This window comes from Aeromicrobium yanjiei, assembly GCF_009649075.1.
GTDB classification, from domain to species: Bacteria; Actinomycetota; Actinomycetes; order Propionibacteriales; family Nocardioidaceae; genus Aeromicrobium; species Aeromicrobium yanjiei.
In genome coordinates, this window is the sequence record NZ_CP045737.1 from 2,745,070 (window position 1) to 2,761,554 (window position 16,485).

The following is a 16,485-nucleotide window of genomic DNA, read 5'->3' on the forward strand; positions in this document are numbered from 1 at the left end:
GGATGGCGGTCGAGGAGGGGCGCGCACCGGCGTACCTGCTGACCTTGTCCTGCGGGGACCGGCCGGGACTGGTCTTCGCGGTGTCGTCCTGGCTCATGCAGGTCGGGGGCAACATCGTGGACTCGCAGCAGTTCGACGACCCGCTGGGCAACCAGTTCTTCATGCGGGTGCACTTCGAGGCCGCGGACGTCCCGCTGGAGCAGCTGCGCAGCTCGTTCGCGGGCGTCGGCGACGAGCACGGCATGACGTGGCACCTGTTCTCGGCCGACGCCCCCTACCGCACGCTCGTGCTGGTCTCCCGGTTCGGCCACTGCCTCAACGACCTGCTGTTCCGCCAGAGCACCGGCGCGCTCAACATCGTGGTGCCGGCGGTCGTGTCCAACCACCGCGACTTCGAGCGCCTCGCGGCGTCGTACGACGTCCCGTTCCACCACGTGCCGGTCACCCCTGACACCCGGGACGAAGCCGAGGCGCGCCTGCTCGAGCTGGTCGACGAGCTGCGGATCGACCTGGTCGTCCTGGCCCGCTACATGCAGGTGCTGTCCGACACCACGTGCCAGCGGCTGCGGGGCCAGGTGATCAACATCCACCACTCCTTCCTGCCCAGCTTCAAGGGCGCCAAGCCCTATCACCAGGCGCACGACCGCGGGGTCAAGCTGATCGGCGCGACCGCGCACTACGTGACTCCCGATCTCGACGAGGGGCCGATCATCGAGCAGGGGGTGACCCGGGTGAACCACCGGATGACGCCCGACGACCTGGTCAGAGCCGGCCGGGACGTGGAGGCGCAGGTGCTGGCGACGGCCGTCCAGTGGCACACCGAGCAGCGCCTGCTGCTCGACGGCTCGCGGGTCGTGGTCTTCCCGCGCTGACCCGGCCGACCCGCTCGTCACTGTTGCTGATCGTGCAATATGGTCACGGCATGAGCAACGAGGCGACGCGCCCTGCCGGGGCGAAGGCTGTCACCAGCGCCGTCCAGTCCGTCGACCGGGCGCTGGCGATCCTGGAGATCCTGGCCCACGACGGCGAGTCCGGAGTCACCGACATCGCCGCTCAGCTCGAGGTGCACAAGTCCACCGCGTTCCGGCTCATCGCCACCCTCGAGCGCCGCGGCCTGGTCGAGCAGAACGACGACCGCGGCAAGTACCGCCTCGGCGTCGGCATCCTGCGACTGGCCGGCGCCACCACGGCCCGTCTCGACGTGGTCCAGGAGGCCCGGCCGCTCGCGCGGGCGCTGGCCGCCGCGACCCGTGAGACGGTCAACATCGCGGTGCTGTCGGAGGGAGCCGCGCTCTACCTCGACCAGATCGCCGGGGGATCGTCCCTGCAGTCGCACAACTGGGTCGGCCAGCGCATCCCGTTGCACGCGACCGCGAACGGCAAGGCGCTGCTGTCCGGGCTCGACCCGGCCGAGATCGGCGCTGCGGTCAGCACCCCGCTGAGGGCCTACACCGACACGACGGTCACCACGGTCAAGGCCTTGCTCACCGATGTCGCCGCCGTGCGCGAAGCCGGCTACGCGATCGCGATGGACGAGCTGGAGCACGGCCTCACCGCCGTCGCCGCCCCCGTCCGCAATGCACACGGCGACGTGATCGCGTCGCTGTCGGTCTCCGGTCCGACGTTCCGGTTCGACGAGGAGCGACTGTCCGAGACCGTGCGGTCGGTCGTCGAGACCGCCCAGGAGGTCTCGGAAAGACTGGGGTGGCGCGCGCGCGACCGCGGCGGGGTTGCCGAAAACGCTTGACGTGGCGGCCCGCTGCCGCCAAAGTTGTTGCGTAGCCCGGCATATGTTGCACGATAAGCAACACGTAGACCCCCTCGTGCACCCCATACCGTTGGGCGCGCGATAGCGAGGAGCCGCGGTGACCGGACTGTTCGTCGATGGGGCGTGGCACGAGGCAGCGTCCCAAAGGACCCGGGAGATCCGCTGCCCCGCGGACGGCAGCCTGGTCGCGACGGTCCCTGAAGGTGGGCCCGAGGACTCCGAGCTGGCGATCGCCGCCGCGCGGCGCGCGTTCGACGGCGGCCCCTGGCCCGCCACCTCGTCATTGGAGCGCGGAGCGCTGCTGCACCGTGTCGCGGACCTGCTCGAGCGGGACAAGGAGACCGTCGCCCGGCTGGAGTCGCTCGACACCGGCAAGCGGGTCGTCGAGTCCCGCTACGACGTCGACGACGTCGTGGGGGTCTTCCGCCACTTCGCGGGGCTCGCCGGCGCCGAGAGCGGTCGGGTGGTCGACGCCGGACGCGCCGACGTGGTCAGCCGCATCGTCCACGAGCCCGTCGGCGTCTGCTCACTCATCTCCCCGTGGAACTACCCGCTGCTGCAGACGGCGTGGAAGGTCGCGCCGGCGCTCGCGGCCGGCAACACGTTCGTGCTCAAGCCGAGCGAGCTGACCCCCTCGACCGCGATCTGGCTGATGCAGGCACTCACGGAGGCCGGGCTGCCCGCGGGAGTCGCGAACCTCGTCCTCGGTGCGGGCCCCGATGTCGGTCCGACGCTGACGTCGCACCCTGACGTCGACCTCGTGTCGTTCACCGGCGGCCTGACGACCGGACGCGGGATCATGGCCTCGGCGGCTCCGACGGTCAAGCGGATCGCTCTGGAGCTCGGCGGCAAGAATCCCAACATCGTCTTCGCCGACGCCGACCGGGAGACTGCGCTCGACCTCGCGCTGACCGCGGTGTTCCTGCACTCGGGCCAGGTCTGCTCCGCGGGCGCCCGACTGCTGGTGCAGGACTCGATCCACGACGAGTTCGTGGCCGAGCTGGTCCGACGGGCCGAACGCATCCGCATCGGCGGGCCGTTCGACGACGACGCCGAGACCGGTCCGCTCATCAGCGCGGCGCATCGCGACAAGATCGAGGCGTACGTCGCGGCAGGACTGGCCGAGGGTGCAGAACTGCTGACCGGCGGCGCGCGCCCCGAGGGTCCGCAGTACGACGACGGCTTCTACTACCTGCCCACGATCCTCGGCTCGTGCCGCGCGGACATGCAGGTCGTGCGCGAGGAGTCCTTCGGCCCCGTGCTGACCGTCGAGACGTTCGTCGACGAGGACGGTGCGGTGGCCACCGCCAACGACAGCATCTACGGCCTGGCAGGCGCGGTGTGGACCAGCAACGCAGGTCGCGCCGAGCGGGTCGCGGGGCGCCTTCGCATGGGCACGGTGTGGATCAACGACTACCACCCGTACGTCCCCCAGGCCGAGTGGGGCGGCTACAAGCAGTCGGGCTTCGGACGCGAGCTCGGCCTGGCCGGACTCGAGGAGTACCGCGAGACCAAGCACATCTGGCACAACATCGACCCCGCCCCCCAGGCCTGGTTCGACGGCAAGGGGCCCTCATGAAGCGCGAGCGCTACGACATCGTCATCGTGGGCGGCGGCTCCGCGGGCTCCGCACTGGGCAACCGCCTGAGCGCGGACCCGTCGACCACCGTGCTGGTGCTGGAGGCCGGCCGCAGCGACAGCCGGCTCGACCCGTTCATCCACATGCCGGCCGCCCTGCCCTATCCGATCGGCAACCGTCTGTACGACTGGAAGTACGAGTCCGAGCCAGAGCCGTTCATGGCCGGCCGCCGGGTCTTCCACGCTCGCGGCAAGGTCCTCGGCGGCTCGAGCAGCATCAACGGGATGATCTTCCAGCGCGGCAACCCCCTGGACTACGAGCGGTGGGCCGCCGATCCGGGCATGGAGTCATGGAGCTATGCGAGCTGCCTGCCGTACTTCAAGCGCATGGAGACCTGCCTGGCCGGGGCCGACGACTGGCGCGGCGGCTCCGGTCCCTTGATCCTCGAGCGCGGGCCCGGCACCAACCCGCTCTTCGGGGCCTTCCTCCGGGCGACCGAGGAAGCCGGGTACCCGCCGACCGACGACGTCAACGGCTACCGGCAGGAGGGGTTCGCCCGGTTCGACCGCAACGTGCACCGGGGACGCCGGCTGAGCGCGGCCCGCGCGTACCTGCATCCGGTCAAGCACCGGCCCAACCTGCGGATCGAGACCCTCGCCCACGTCACCGGCCTGCGGATGGAGGGCACCCGGGTCGTAGGGGTCGACTACCTGCGCGGCGGACGGCTTCGGCGGAGCATCACTGCGGGAGAGGTCATCTTGTGCGGGGGCGCGATCAACTCCCCCCAGGTCCTGCAGCTGGCCGGTATCGGCAACGCCGACGAGCTCAGTGCCCTCGGCATCGATCCGGTCGTGGACCTGCCGGGCGTCGGGGAGAACCTGCAGGACCACCTCGAGGTCTACATCCAGTACGCCAGCACGCAGCCGGTCTCGATCGGTCCGTGGCTCAAGCACCGGCACAAGCCGCGCATCGGCGCCGAGTGGCTGTTCCTGCGCCGGGGGGTCGGCGCGACCAACCACTTCGAGGCCGGCGGCTTCGTGCGCAGCAACGATCTCGTGGACTACCCCAACCTGATGTTCCACTTCCTGCCGATCGCGATCCGCTACGACGGATCGCAGCCGGCCGCCGAGCACGGCTACCAGGTGCACATCGGCCCGATGTACAGCGACGTGCGCGGATCGGTCAAGATCACCTCCACCGATCCGCTGAGGCATCCGGCACTCCGCTTCAACTACCTGTCGACCGAGACCGACCGGCGCGAGTGGATCGAGATGGTCCGCATCGCGCGGCGCATCCTCAACCAGCCGGCGTTCGACCCGTTCAACGGCGGGGAGATCTCGCCGGGGCCCGAGGTGGAGACCGATCAGGAGATCCTCGACTGGGTCGCCAAGGACGCCGAGACCGCCCTGCACCCGTCGTGCACCGCGCGCATGGGCACCGACGAGATGAGCGTGATCGACCCCCTCACCATGCGGGTGCACGGGGTCGAGGGCCTGCGCGTCGTCGACGCCTCCTCGATGCCATACGTCACCAACGGCAACATCTACGCGCCGGTCATGATGCTCGCCGAGAAGGCCGCCGACCTGATCCTCGGCAACACGCCCCTGCCGCCCGAGACCGATGTGCCGTTCTATCGGTTCCGCGACGGCTCGCCCCTCCACCCGCCGGGCGATCCGCGCAACGCGGTCCCCTCGAAGCAGGAGAAATCATGACCGATCCCGCAGTCAAGGTGGAGAACCTCTGGAAGGTCTTCGGACCCCGGGCCGCACGGATCCCCGGCAGCCCCGAAGGTGACCTGTCCCGCGAGGAGCTGCGCAGCAGGACCGGCTGCGTAGCGGCGGTCAAGGACGTCAGCTTCGAGGTGCAGCAGGGCGAGGTGTTCGTCGTCATGGGGCTCTCGGGCTCGGGCAAGTCAACCCTCGTGCGCTGTCTGACCCGGCTGATCGAGCCCACCGACGGGGAGGTCATGATCAACGGCACCGATGTGCTGACGATGTCGGAGTCGGCGCTGCGCGAGCTGCGGCGCAAGCACGTCGCGATGGTGTTCCAGCACTTCGGCCTGCTCCCCCACCGCCGTGTCCTCGACAACGTCGCGTACGGCCTGGAGGTCCGCGGCGTCGGCCGCAAGGAGCGTCACGCGAAGGCCCGGGAGGTGCTCGACCTCGTCGGCCTGTCGGGCAACGCCTCGTCGTACCCCGACCAGCTCTCCGGCGGGATGCAGCAGCGCGTGGGCCTCGGCCGGGCGCTCGCGGTCGACCCGTCGCTGCTGCTGTTCGACGAGCCGTTCTCGGCCCTCGACCCGCTGATCCGCCGCGACATGCAGAACGAGGTCATCCGGCTGCACCACGAGGTCAAGAAGACGATGGTCTTCATCACCCACGACCTCTCCGAGGCGCTCAAGCTCGGTGACCGCATCCTCATCATGCGCGACGGCGAGGTCGTGCAGGTCGGCACTCCCGACGAGGTCGTCGGTGCGCCTGCGGACGACTACGTGCGCGACTTCGTCAGCGAGGTCCCCAAGTCGCACGTCCTGACGCTCAAGTGGGTGATGCGGCCGCCCCTCGACGGGGAGGCCCTCGACGGACCCGAGCTGGCCCCGGACGTCGTCGTCCAGACCGCCGCCCGCCAGGTGCTCGCCTCCGACAAGCCCATCAAGGTCGTCGAGAACGACCGGCTCCTGGGCGTCGTGACCGACGAGGACATCTTGCGGGTCATCGTCGCGGAAGAAAAAGGCGCGGCGTGAGCACCGCGACGCTGGCACCCGAGGAACCGGAGGTCCGGACGCCGCCGCCGGCGCCCGAGGGCCGGCGGCCCAACCGGGCCGTGATCGTCGCGGGCATCCTCATCGTCTTCGCCGTCGTCGCGACGCTCCTCAACGGCAAGGACACCCGGCCGCTCGCGCGCTCGGACCTCACGGGCTTCCAGGACTGGCTCGGCGAGCTCAGCGACAAGCTCGAGTCCGCCCGCGACTCCAGCGCGATCCTGCAGGGACTGGGCCACATCAGCGACGCCCTCGACTCAGTGGCACAGTTCCTGGCCGAGCTGGTCAGCGAGCCGGCGTTCCCGCGCCCCGTGCCCGAGATCGGCTGGCTCGGGGTCATCGCGGTCGCGGTCTGGATCGCCCTGGCCGTCGCCGGCTGGCGGATGGCCGTCCTGACCGGTGTCAGCTTCGCTGCGTTCGGCCTGTTCGGCTTCTGGACCGAGAGCATGGAGACCCTGATCGTCACGTTCATGTCGGTCGCGATCTGCCTCGTCATCGGCATCCCGGTCGGCATCTGGATGGGCCGCAGCAGACGGGCCACGAGCGTCCTGACGCCCATCCTCGACGGCCTCCAGACGCTCCCCTCGTTCGTCTACCTGCTGCCGATCACCCTCTTCTTCAGCATCGGCGTCGCCGCGGCCGTGATCGTGACCCTCATCTACGCCCTGCCGCCGGTCATCCGCATCAGCGCCCACGGGATCCGCAGCGTCTCGCAGGAGACGATCGAGGCGATGCAGTCGCTCGGCACCAGCAGATCGCAGATGCTGCGCAAGGTGCAGCTGCCGATGGCGAAGCGCACGATCATCGTCGGCGTCAACCAGACGATCATGGCGGCCCTGTCGATGGCGACCATCGCCGCGTTCATCGACGGACCCGGCCTCGGCAAGCCCGTCATCAAGGCCCTGGAGTCGCTCGACGTCGGCCGTGCCGCGACGGCGGGGCTCTGCATCGTGATCATGGCGATCATGCTCGACCGCGTCACGACCGCGGCGAGCATCCGCAGCGAGGCGATCCCGACCCCTCACGGGCGCCGCAACCGCTGGATCGGCCTCGCCGCGAGCGGCGTCGCGGCGATCGTGTGCGTCGTGCTCTCGCGCCAGTACCTCGACCTCGCCGAGTTCCCCGACAAGCCTGATCTCGGCCGCCCGTTCGCGGAGGGTGCCGACTCGGTCTCGGTCTGGCTCTCCGACAACGCCGCGGCCGTCACGGGGGCGATCAAGGACGCCATCACCTACGGGCTGCTCAACCCGCTGCAGGAGCTCATCGCCCAGTCACCGTGGTGGCTCGTCGCGATCGTGCTGATCGGGCTGTCCTACGTGATCGGCGGGCTGCGCTCGCTCATCACCACGATCGTGTGCATCGGCGTGATCCTCGGCGTCGGCCTCTGGCAGGACAGCATGGTCACGCTGACGATGACCCTGGTGGCCACGATCCTCACGATGATCCTCGCCCTGGTCCTCGGCGTGTGGATGGCGCAGAGCCGACGCGTCGACCTGGTGCTGCGGCCGGTCCTGGACGCCGCCCAGGTGGTGCCGCCGTTCGTCTACCTCGTGCCGGCCCTCGCCCTGTTCGACCCCACGCGCTTCACCGCGATCGTGGCCGGCATCGTCTACGCGTCCCCGGTCGCGATCAAGCTGGTCTGCGACGCGATCCGCGACGTCTCACCGACCGTCATCGAGGCCGCCGAGTCGGCCGGCTCGAGCCGCTGGCAGATCATCACGAAGGTCCAGCTGCCCATGGCGCGCAAGGGCATCCAGCTCGCCGCCAACCAGGGAATGCTCTACGTCTTCGCGATGGTCGTGATCGGCGGCCTCGTCGGCGCCGGGGCGCTCGGCTATCTCGTGTACGCCGGGTTCACCCAGGCCGAGCTGTTCGGCAAGGGGCTCGCCGCGGGCATCGCCATCGTCGCCCTCGCGATCATGCTCGACCGGATGGCACAAGGAACGTCGGCCCGCCGGGCGCGGACGGGCACATGAAGTTTCCTCCGATCCTCGGCCCCGGGGACCTGAGCGACACCAGATGAAGGAGCACAGATGAGAACAACGACACGACGGGTGCGTCTGGCCGGAGTCATCGCCGCCAGCGCCCTGCTGACCCTGTCTGCGTGTGGCGGCGGAGACATCGAGGAGGACGACACCGGGTCCTCGGGCGGCAAGAAGTGCGACCAGACCGTCAACATGGCCGTCAACCCGTGGGTGGGCTACGAGGCCTCCGCGCACGTGGTCGGCAAGGTCATCGAGAACGAGCTGGGGTGCAAGGTGGAGTACAAGGACCTCAAGGAGGAGGTCGCCTGGCAGGGCTTCGGCAAGGGCACGGTCGACGTCGTGATCGAGGACTGGGGGCACCCGGCCCTGGAGAAGAAGTACATCGAGGGCGACAAGTCCGCGATCGACGCCGGCCCGAACGGCAACGTGGGCCAGATCGGCTGGTACGTCCCGCCGTGGATGGTCGAGAAGTATCCCGACATCACGGACTGGAAGAACCTCAACAAGTACGCGAGCGAGTTCAAGACCTCCGAGTCCGGCGACAAGGGTCAGATGCTCGACGGCGACCCGTCGTTCGTCACGAACGACGAGGCGCTCGTCAAGAACCTGAAGCTGGACTTCAAGGTCGTGTACGCCGGCAGCGAGGCCGCGTTGATCACGGCCTTCCGTCAGGCCGAGAAGCAGAAGAAGCCGCTCCTGGGCTACTTCTACGCTCCGCAGTGGTTCCTGTCGGAGGTCGACCTGCAGAAGGTCAACCTGCCGGAGTGGACCGAGGGCTGCGATGCGGACGCCGCGAAGGTCGCGTGCGACTACCCCGAGACGGACCTGAAGAAGATCGTGGCGACGAAGTTCTCCGAGTCCGGCAGCCCGGCGTACGACGTGGTCAAGAACTTCACCTGGACCAATGACGACCAGAACCTGGTCGCCAAGTACATCGCCGAGGACAAGATGGACCCCGACGACGCGGCGCAGAAGTGGATCGACGCCAACCCCGACACGGTCAAGACCTGGCTCGGCTGAGGCCACCCCGCACGACGATCGCCGCACCCCGGGAGCCGCACTCCCGGGGTGCGGTGCGTCCGGAGCCCCGCGACCCTTGACACCCCGGAGCGGCGGGCACACGATGGACCCACCTTGTCTCGCATAGCGAACCATGTTGCGTCTTTCGCAACGATCGAAGGGGTCATCCCATGGCAGAGCTGCCCTCCAGCGCACGCGTGGTCGTCATCGGCGCCGGCATCGTCGGCAACAGCCTCGTCTACCACCTCGCCCGGCTCGGATGGCGCGACATCGTGCAGATCGACAAGGGGCCGCTGCCCAATCCGGGCGGGTCCACGGGGCACGCGTCGAACTTCATCTTCCCGGTGGACCACTCCCGCGAGATCACGGACCTGACGCTCGACAGCATGAGGCAGTACCAGGAGATGGGCGTCTTCACCGAGTCCGGCGGCTACGAGGTGGCCCGCACCGAGGAGCGGATGGAGGAGCTCCGGCGGCGGATGTCGTCGGCCAAGGCCTGGGGCATCCCCTCCGAGATCGTGACGCCGGAGCAGGTGGCCGAGAAGGTCCCGTTCCTGGATCCATCGGTCATCGTCGGCGCGTTCTACACCCCGAGCGTCGGCGTGGTCGACTCCCTGCGGGCGGGCACGATCATGCGTGAGCGCGCGCTGGAGCTCGGTGCCCTGCAGGTCGTGCCGACCGTCGAGGTCGAGGGACTGGACGTCGAGGGCGGCCGCATCCGCCGCGTGCGCACGTCCGGCGGCGACATCGAGACCGAGACGGTCGTGATCGCGTGCGGCGTGTGGAGCCCGCGCATCGCCCGGATGGCCGGGGCGCACATCCCGCTGACGCCTGCGGTGCACCAGATGATCAGCGTCGGGCCGGTCCCCCAGCTCGCCGGCACGGTCGGCGAGATCTCGTTCCCGATCGTCCGTGACATGGACACGTTCTGCTACGAGCGACAGCACGGCGGCGACATGGAGGTCGGCTCGTACGCCCACCGCGCGATCCTGCACGACCCCGACGACATCCCCTCGATCGAGCAGTCCAAGCTGTCGCCGACCGAGATGCCGTTCACGGCCGACGACTTCGATCAGCAGCTCGAGGAGGCCCTCGAGCTGATGCCCGAGGTGCTCGGCAACCCCGACGTCGAGATCCGCTACGCGATCAACGGTCTGCTGTCGCTGACCCCCGACGGCAGCCCGATCCTCGGCGAGACGCCCGAGGTCAAGGGCCTCTGGTCGGCCGCCGCGGTGTGGATCAAGGAGGGTCCCGGCGTCGGCCGCGCGGTCGCCGAGTGGATGACCGACGGCAATCCCGAGATCGACATCCACCAGTCCGACATCGCGCGGTTCTACCCGCACCAGCAGACCAAGCAGCACGTCGCGGCGCGCACCAGCGAGGGCTTCAACAAGACGTACGGCATCGTGCACCCCTCCGAGCAGTGGCAGAGCGATCGGCAGGCCCGCCTCGCGCCGATGCACGCCCGGCAGCAAGAGCTCGGGGCGACGTTCTTCGAGACGGCCGGATGGGAGCGTCCGCACTGGTACGCCTCGAACGAGGCCCTGCTCGGCGACTACGGCGATGCGGTCATGCCGCGGGCCCACGAGTGGGACGCCCGCTGGTGGTCGCCGATCATCAACGCCGAGCACCTCGCGATGCGCGAGCGCGCGGGGCTGGTCGACCTGTCGGCGTTCTCGCTCTTCGACGTCACGGGCCCCGGCGCACTCGACGCCGTGCAACGCATCGCGGTCGCCCAGATGGACGTCGCACCGGGTCGCGTCGTCTACACCCCCGTCATCGACGAGCGCGGCGGCTACCGCGCGGACCTGACGATCATGCGGCTCGGCGAGTCACACTTCCGCGTCGTCACCGGTGGCGCGCACGGCAACCTCGACCGCAAGTGGTTCCGCGACCACATGCCCGCCGACGGCTCGGCACAGGTGAGCGACCAGACCTCGGCGTTCACGACCATCGGCGTGTGGGGCCCCCGGGCCCGCGACGTCCTCGGCGCGCTGACCGACAGCGACATCGGGCACGACGCGTTCGGGTTCGGGACGTGCCGCCACATCGAGCTGGGCTCGACCCAGGTCCTGGCGTCCCGCATCTCGTACGTCGGCGAGCTCGGCTGGGAGCTGTACGTCCCCATGGAGGGCGGCGCCCGCCTCTGGGACCAGGTCAGCGAGGCCGGGCGCCCGCACGGCCTCGTCCCGGTGGGCATCGGCGTCTACGGGACGACGGGGCGCATCGAGAAGGGCTACCGGGCGTACGGGGCCGAGCTGGACAGTGAGCGGACCATCGTCGAGGCCGGGATGCAGCGGCCCAAGGTCAAGGACGCCGACTTCATCGGCCGCGAGGCGTACGTCAAGCAGCGCGGCGAGGACCCGCTGGCGGTGATGTGCACCCTCGCGGTCGACGACCACACCTCGGCCAGCGGCGTCGAGCGCTACATGCTGGGCGGCGAGCCCGTCGTGACCCCCGACGGCGAGCCTCTCATCGACGGCCGCGGCCGCCGGTCCTACGTGACCTCGGCCGGCTCGGCGCCGTCGCTCGGCAAGCACCTCCTCATGGCCTACCTCCCGCCCGAGCAGGCTGTCGTCGGCACCCGGCTGGCAGTCGACTACATGGAGGAGCGCTATCCCGTGACGGTCGGCTCGGCGGACGCGACCGGACTGTTCGACCCCAGCAACGACCGGGTCCGGGCCTGACATGACCGACGTCCTGGTCTGCATCAAGCGCGTGCCCGAGACCTCCACCCAGGTGCTGCTGTCCGATGACCGGATGTCGGTCGACGCCCGGCACGTCGGGCACACGATCAGCCCCCATGAGGAGGCGGCCATCGAGATCGCGGTCCAGGTCGCCGAGGCGAGCGGCGGGACCGCGACCGTGCTGACCCTGGGCCCGGCCGACGCGGTCGAGCAGCTCCGGGACGCGATCGCGCTCGGGTGCACCCGCGCGGTGCACATCGAGGCCGACTCCGAGGCGTTCGGACCCGCCGACGTCGCCGCGGCGGTCGCCGAGCTCGTCCGCGGCGAGGACTTCGGGCTCGTGCTGGTCGGCAACGACGCGGCGGACAGCGGCGACTTCCAGGTCGGGGTCCGGCTGGCGTACGCCCTCGGACGCCCGGTCGTCACCGGCATCTCGACCCTCACGATCGACGGCGAGAGGCTCACCGCGCGGGGCTCGGGCCCCGACGGCGACGAGATCTACGAGCTGCCGTGCCCGGCCGTGATCGCGATCCAGGAGGGCGGCGTCGCACCGCGCTACCCCTCGATCGTGGGCCGCATGAAGGCCAAGAAGCTGCCGATCGAGACGATCTCGACGAGCGTGTCGCCCACGAGCCAGCGGCTCGGGCTGACCTCCCCTCCGGAGAAGCCGAGCACGGTCGAGGTGCTCGGCGAGGGGCCCGAGGCCGCCAAGGCCGTCGTGGACATGCTGGTCGGCATCGGGGTGGTGTCGTCATGATCCTCGTCCTCGTCGAGACCGACGCGCAAGGTGTGACCCTGACCTCCCGCGAGGCGCTGACCTTCGCCCGGACGACGGCCGAGCGGATGGGCGACCAGCAGGTCGAGGCCGTCGCCCTCGGCCCCCTGCCCGACGCACCCGCAACCCTCGCCCAGCTCGGTGAGCAGGGCGTCGCGGTCCTGCACCACGCCGACGACGAACGCCTCGCGCCCTACGGCGCTGCCGCCTGGGCCGCTGCCGTGGTGGACGCCGCCACGTCCGCGGCGGCCCGGCTCGTCGTCGCCTCCGGCACCCCGCGCGGCATGGAGGTGCTGGCGCACGTGGCCACCCGCATGGACTGCCTGATGGCCGCGAACGTCGTCGCGGTCGAGGACACCGACCCGCTCGTCGTGTCCCGCCAGGTCATGGGCGGCGGGGTCTTCGAGCGCATGCGGCTGGACGGCGACGTCGCTGTCGTCGCGGTCGCCGGGCACGCGGTCGAGCCCGCACCCGCGGCGCACCCCGGCGCACCCGACGTCCGCACGTACGTGCCCACGCTCACCGACGCCGACCTGTCGACCCGGGTGGTGCGCACCGAGAAGGCCGAGGGCGACGACACCTCCGCACTCACTGGTGCGAGGGTCGTCGTCGGGGCCGGACGGGGTGCAGGCAGTGCCGAGGGATTCACCGACCTGCTGGAGCTGAGGGACCTGCTGGGTGGCGCGCTCGGCGTCTCCCGCGTCGTGACGAGCCTGGGCTGGCGCCCGCACCACGAGCAGGTCGGCCAGACCGGCAGCCGCATCTCGCCGGATCTCTACGTCGCGTGCGGCATCAGCGGGGCGATCCAGCACTGGGCTGGCTGCCAGAGCGCCAAGACGATCCTGGCGATCAACACCGACCCGGACGCCCCGATGGTCACCCAGGCGCACTACGCCGTGATCGGCGATCTGCACGAGGTCGTGCCGGCGATCAACGAGGAGCTCCGCCGGCGGCGGGGCTGAGCTGCCGGCTCAGCCGCTGACCACCACGAGCTCGGGCTCGCGCCCCTCGAGGAGGCGCTTCACCTGGGCGCGGACGATCGCGTCGATGCGCGGCTGCATCGCCGACGACATGCCCCCGACGTGCGGGGAGATGAGGACGCCGGGGACGCTCCACAACGGATGGTCCGCGGGCAGCGGCTCGGGATCGGTGACGTCTGCCGCGAACCGGATGCGGCCGCCCTGACGGACGATCGCGTCGGTGTCGGCGACCTTGCCGCGCGAGACGTTGACGACGATCGCCCCGTCGGGGAGCGCCGAGAGGAAGGCGTCGTCGACCATGCCCTCGGTCCGGTCGGTCAGGGGCACGGCCAGCACGACCGCGTCGACCGTGGGCAGCAGGGACGCGAGCTCGTCGTTGCCGTGGACCACGCCACGATCGTCCTCTCGCCGGTGGGTCGCCACCCGGACGATCTCGGCGTCGAAGCCGTCGAGGCGCTTCTCCAGCTCTGCGCCGATCCCGCCGGTCCCGACGAGCAGGATCCGCCGGTCGATCAGGCTGGCGGTGAAGCGGCGGTTCCACTGACCGGCCTCGCGGGCGTACCGGTCGACCTCGCGCTGCGAGGCCAGCAGCAGCGCGACGGCCAGCTCGGCGGTCGAGGCCTCGTGCACGCCGACCGCGTTGCAGTAGGTGATGCCCGCGGGGAGGGTCTCGGCGACCCCGTCGTAGCCCAGCGCCTGTGACTGGATGACGGACAGGCGTGAGGGGTCGAGGGTCTCGAGCCCGGCCGCCGCGACGGTGTACGGGCGCACCGCGAGGTCGATGTGGCGCTCGGGCTGCGGGTCCGAGAAGTCCCAGACCGTCAGGTCGACGTCCTGGAGATCCGAGAGCCGGTCGATCCAGCCGATGTCGGGCACGGTGACATGGAGCGTACGAGGGGCCATGCCTCGATCATGCAGGCACCGGGAGCTCGCTGCGACAGCACCCTCATGCGCCACCCAGGATTGTCTGACAATCTGGTAGCGTCGACCCATCATGCCTGCTGACCCGACCGATGCCGCGGTCCGCCCCGACGCCGTCGTCGCGGCTCTGCGCGACGCGATCCTGCGCCGCGAGCTCGCACCGGCCGGCGCCGTCACCGAGGCCTACGTCGCCACGACGTACGCCGTCGCTCGTCCCACGGCCCGCATCGCGATCGATCGCCTGGTCGCCGACGGCCTCCTGACGCGCGAGCCGCACCACGCGGCGCGCGTACGCCGCCTCGGCCGCGACGACATCGACGACCTGTTCACGACCCGGGCCGCGATCGAGGCGGCCGCCGTCGAGCTCCTCGCCGCGACCTCCACCTCCCCGTCGGAGGCCCGCGACGCCAACCGGGCGCTCGCCGACCTCCCGGCCGACGAGTCGTACGCCGCTCGCGACATCGCCTTCCACCGGGCGCTGGTGCGGGGCACCACGTCGACCCGGCTCCCCCGGCTCCACGACCTGCTGATGGGCGAGATCGAGCTCGGCATCGCGCAGGTCGAGGCGCATGGGCTGCGCTCGGTCGGCGAGGTCACCGCGGATCACCAGCTGATCCTCGACGCGATCGCCGCCGGCGACGTCGAGTCCGCCGGCCGGCTCGCCCGCGCCCACGTCCTTGCCTCCCGCGACCGCCTGGTCGCCCACTACGACGCCACCCACGAAAGGTGATCCAGATGGTGCAGCGCCAGTTCCCCCGTCCCCGCGAGGTCTTCGACCTGCTGCAGTTCAAGAAGCCGGTGCTCAGCCCCAAGCGCCGCCGCCTCGAGGCAGCGCTCACGATCCACGACCTGCGCCGCATCGCCCAACGTCGTACGCCGCGGGCTGCCTTCGACTACACCGACGGCGCGGCGGAGGGCGAGCTGTCGCTCGCCCGTGCGCGTCAGGCGTTCGAGGACGTCGAGTTCAGCCCGCGCGTGCTGCGCCCGGCGCTGGACGTCGACACGACGACGACCATCCTCGGCGGGCCGTCACGCCTGCCGTTCGCGATCGCGCCGACCGGCTTCACCCGCCTCATGCAGACCGAGGGCGAGGTCGCCGGAGCCGGAGCCGCGGGCGCGGCCGGGATCCCGTTCACCCTGTCGACGCTCGGCACGACCTCGATCGAGGGGGTCAAGGCAGCCAACCCGCACGGGCGCAACTGGTTCCAGCTCTACGTGATGCGTGACCGCGAGGTCTCCTACGAGCTCACCCGCCGGGCCGCTGCGGCCGGCTTCGACACGCTGCAGTTCACGGTCGACACCCCGGTCGCGGGCGCTCGCCTGCGCGACAAGCGCAACGGCTTCTCGATCCCGCCGCAGATCTCGCTGCGCACGGTCCTCAACGCGGCAGTCCGACCGTGGTGGTGGTACGACTTCCTGACCACGCCCAAGCTCGAGTTCGCCTCGCTGAGCTCGACCGGCGGCACGGTCGGCGAGCTGCTCGACTCCGCGATGGATCCGACGATCTCGTACGCGGACCTCGAGGTGATCCGCGGGATCTGGCCCGGCAAGATCGTCATCAAGGGCGTGCAGAACGTCCAGGACGCCAAGCAGCTCGCGACCCAGGGCGTCGACGGCATCATCTTGTCCAACCACGGCGGACGCCAGCTCGACCGCGCGCCGGTCCCGTTCCACCTGCTGCCCGAGGTCAAGCGCGAGGTGGGCGCCCACCTCGAGATCGGCGTCGACACCGGCATCATGTCCGGCGCCGACATCGTGGCCGCCTCGGCGCTCGGCGCCGACTTCTCGCTGATCGGTCGCGCGTACCTCTACGGCCTCATGGCCGGCGGGCGCGCCGGGGTCGACCGCACGATCGCGATCCTCGAGGACGAGATCGTCCGCACGATGAAGCTGCTGGGCGCCTCGTCGATCGCCGAGCTCGAGCCCGCCCACGTCACCCAGCTCGAGCGCCTGGTCCCCCGCGCCCGTCCCTGACCACCGACTGGCGCAACCAGGACCGCGAGTGGCGC

13 protein-coding genes are annotated in these 16,485 nt (G+C 70.5%); 12 read left to right on the forward strand and 1 reads right to left on the reverse strand.

Features of this window, described 5'->3' with window-relative positions; all coding sequences use genetic code 11:
* Window positions 1-2: 2 nt before the first annotated feature.
* The 10 genes from purU to GEV26_RS13560 all read left to right on the forward strand — a co-directional run bounded on the left by purU (window position 3) and on the right by GEV26_RS13560 (window position 13,537).
* The gene (gene purU, locus GEV26_RS13515; protein ID WP_153653854.1) at window positions 3-872 is read left to right on the forward strand and encodes a formyltetrahydrofolate deformylase; all 870 of its coding nucleotides are present in this window, start codon (window positions 3-5) and stop codon (window positions 870-872) included.
* A gap of 50 nt (window positions 873-922) precedes the next feature.
* Window positions 923-1,747 (forward strand): IclR family transcriptional regulator, encoded by an 825-nt coding sequence (locus tag GEV26_RS13520; protein WP_153653856.1) that lies wholly within the window; start codon window positions 923-925, stop codon window positions 1,745-1,747.
* A gap of 118 nt (window positions 1,748-1,865) precedes the next feature.
* Window positions 1,866-3,347, forward strand: coding sequence for an aldehyde dehydrogenase family protein (locus GEV26_RS13525; protein WP_153653857.1), 1,482 nt, complete (start codon window positions 1,866-1,868; stop codon window positions 3,345-3,347).
* Complete coding sequence (betA, locus tag GEV26_RS13530; RefSeq protein WP_153653859.1) at window positions 3,344-5,059, forward strand: choline dehydrogenase; 1,716 nt, start codon at window positions 3,344-3,346, stop codon at window positions 5,057-5,059. Before GEV26_RS13525 ends, betA begins: the two co-directional genes overlap by 4 nt.
* Window positions 5,056-6,090, forward strand: coding sequence for a quaternary amine ABC transporter ATP-binding protein (locus GEV26_RS13535; protein ID WP_153653861.1), 1,035 nt, complete (start codon window positions 5,056-5,058; stop codon window positions 6,088-6,090). Before betA ends, GEV26_RS13535 begins: the two co-directional genes overlap by 4 nt.
* Window positions 6,087-8,084, forward strand: a complete 1,998-nt coding sequence (locus GEV26_RS13540; RefSeq protein ID WP_153653863.1) for an ABC transporter permease — start codon at window positions 6,087-6,089, stop codon at window positions 8,082-8,084. Before GEV26_RS13535 ends, GEV26_RS13540 begins: the two co-directional genes overlap by 4 nt.
* Window positions 8,085-8,141: 57 nt before the next feature.
* Window positions 8,142-9,113, forward strand: coding sequence for an ABC transporter substrate-binding protein (locus GEV26_RS13545; protein WP_153653864.1), 972 nt, complete (start codon window positions 8,142-8,144; stop codon window positions 9,111-9,113).
* Between the two features lie 170 nt (window positions 9,114-9,283).
* Window positions 9,284-11,800, forward strand: a complete 2,517-nt coding sequence (locus GEV26_RS13550) for a GcvT family protein (RefSeq protein ID WP_153653866.1) — start codon at window positions 9,284-9,286, stop codon at window positions 11,798-11,800.
* Between the two features lies 1 nt (window position 11,801).
* A complete protein-coding gene (locus GEV26_RS13555; protein ID WP_153653868.1) occupies window positions 11,802-12,557 on the forward strand; it encodes an electron transfer flavoprotein subunit beta/FixA family protein in 756 nt (251 codons plus the stop codon).
* Complete coding sequence (locus GEV26_RS13560) at window positions 12,554-13,537, forward strand: electron transfer flavoprotein subunit alpha/FixB family protein (RefSeq protein ID WP_153653869.1); 984 nt, start codon at window positions 12,554-12,556, stop codon at window positions 13,535-13,537. Before GEV26_RS13555 ends, GEV26_RS13560 begins: the two co-directional genes overlap by 4 nt.
* Before the next feature lie 9 nt (window positions 13,538-13,546).
* On the opposite strand, the gene GEV26_RS13565 is transcribed toward GEV26_RS13560, so the two are convergent.
* A complete protein-coding gene (locus GEV26_RS13565) occupies window positions 13,547-14,458 on the reverse strand; it encodes an NAD(P)-dependent oxidoreductase (protein WP_153653870.1) in 912 nt (303 codons plus the stop codon).
* 91 nt (window positions 14,459-14,549) lie between these two features.
* Between GEV26_RS13565 and GEV26_RS13570 the strand changes: the two genes are divergently transcribed.
* Both GEV26_RS13570 and GEV26_RS13575 read left to right on the forward strand, forming a co-directional pair.
* The gene (locus GEV26_RS13570; protein WP_153653871.1) at window positions 14,550-15,206 is read left to right on the forward strand and encodes a GntR family transcriptional regulator; all 657 of its coding nucleotides are present in this window, start codon (window positions 14,550-14,552) and stop codon (window positions 15,204-15,206) included.
* A 5-nt stretch (window positions 15,207-15,211) separates the two neighbouring features.
* Window positions 15,212-16,450, forward strand: a complete 1,239-nt coding sequence (locus GEV26_RS13575) for an alpha-hydroxy acid oxidase (RefSeq protein WP_153653873.1) — start codon at window positions 15,212-15,214, stop codon at window positions 16,448-16,450.
* Window positions 16,451-16,485: the final 35 nt, after the last annotated feature.

Bases quoted from the DNA above. Each gene is read 5' to 3' on its own strand.
- purU (WP_153653854.1), top strand. From the start codon at position 3: ATGGCGGTCGAGGAGGGGCGCGCACCGGCGTACCTGCTGACCTTGTCC.
- GEV26_RS13520 (WP_153653856.1), top strand. From the start codon at position 923: ATGAGCAACGAGGCGACGCGCCCTGCCGGGGCGAAGGCTGTCACCAGC.
- betA (WP_153653859.1), top strand. From the start codon at position 3,344: ATGAAGCGCGAGCGCTACGACATCGTCATCGTGGGCGGCGGCTCCGCG.
- GEV26_RS13535 (WP_153653861.1), top strand. From the start codon at position 5,056: ATGACCGATCCCGCAGTCAAGGTGGAGAACCTCTGGAAGGTCTTCGGA.
- GEV26_RS13545 (WP_153653864.1), top strand. From the start codon at position 8,142: ATGAGAACAACGACACGACGGGTGCGTCTGGCCGGAGTCATCGCCGCC.
- GEV26_RS13550 (WP_153653866.1), top strand. From the start codon at position 9,284: ATGGCAGAGCTGCCCTCCAGCGCACGCGTGGTCGTCATCGGCGCCGGC.
- GEV26_RS13555 (WP_153653868.1), top strand. From the start codon at position 11,802: ATGACCGACGTCCTGGTCTGCATCAAGCGCGTGCCCGAGACCTCCACC.
- GEV26_RS13560 (WP_153653869.1), top strand. From the start codon at position 12,554: ATGATCCTCGTCCTCGTCGAGACCGACGCGCAAGGTGTGACCCTGACC.
- GEV26_RS13565 (WP_153653870.1), bottom strand. From the start codon at position 14,458: ATGGCCCCTCGTACGCTCCATGTCACCGTGCCCGACATCGGCTGGATC.
- GEV26_RS13570 (WP_153653871.1), top strand. From the start codon at position 14,550: ATGCCTGCTGACCCGACCGATGCCGCGGTCCGCCCCGACGCCGTCGTC.
- GEV26_RS13575 (WP_153653873.1), top strand. From the start codon at position 15,212: ATGGTGCAGCGCCAGTTCCCCCGTCCCCGCGAGGTCTTCGACCTGCTG.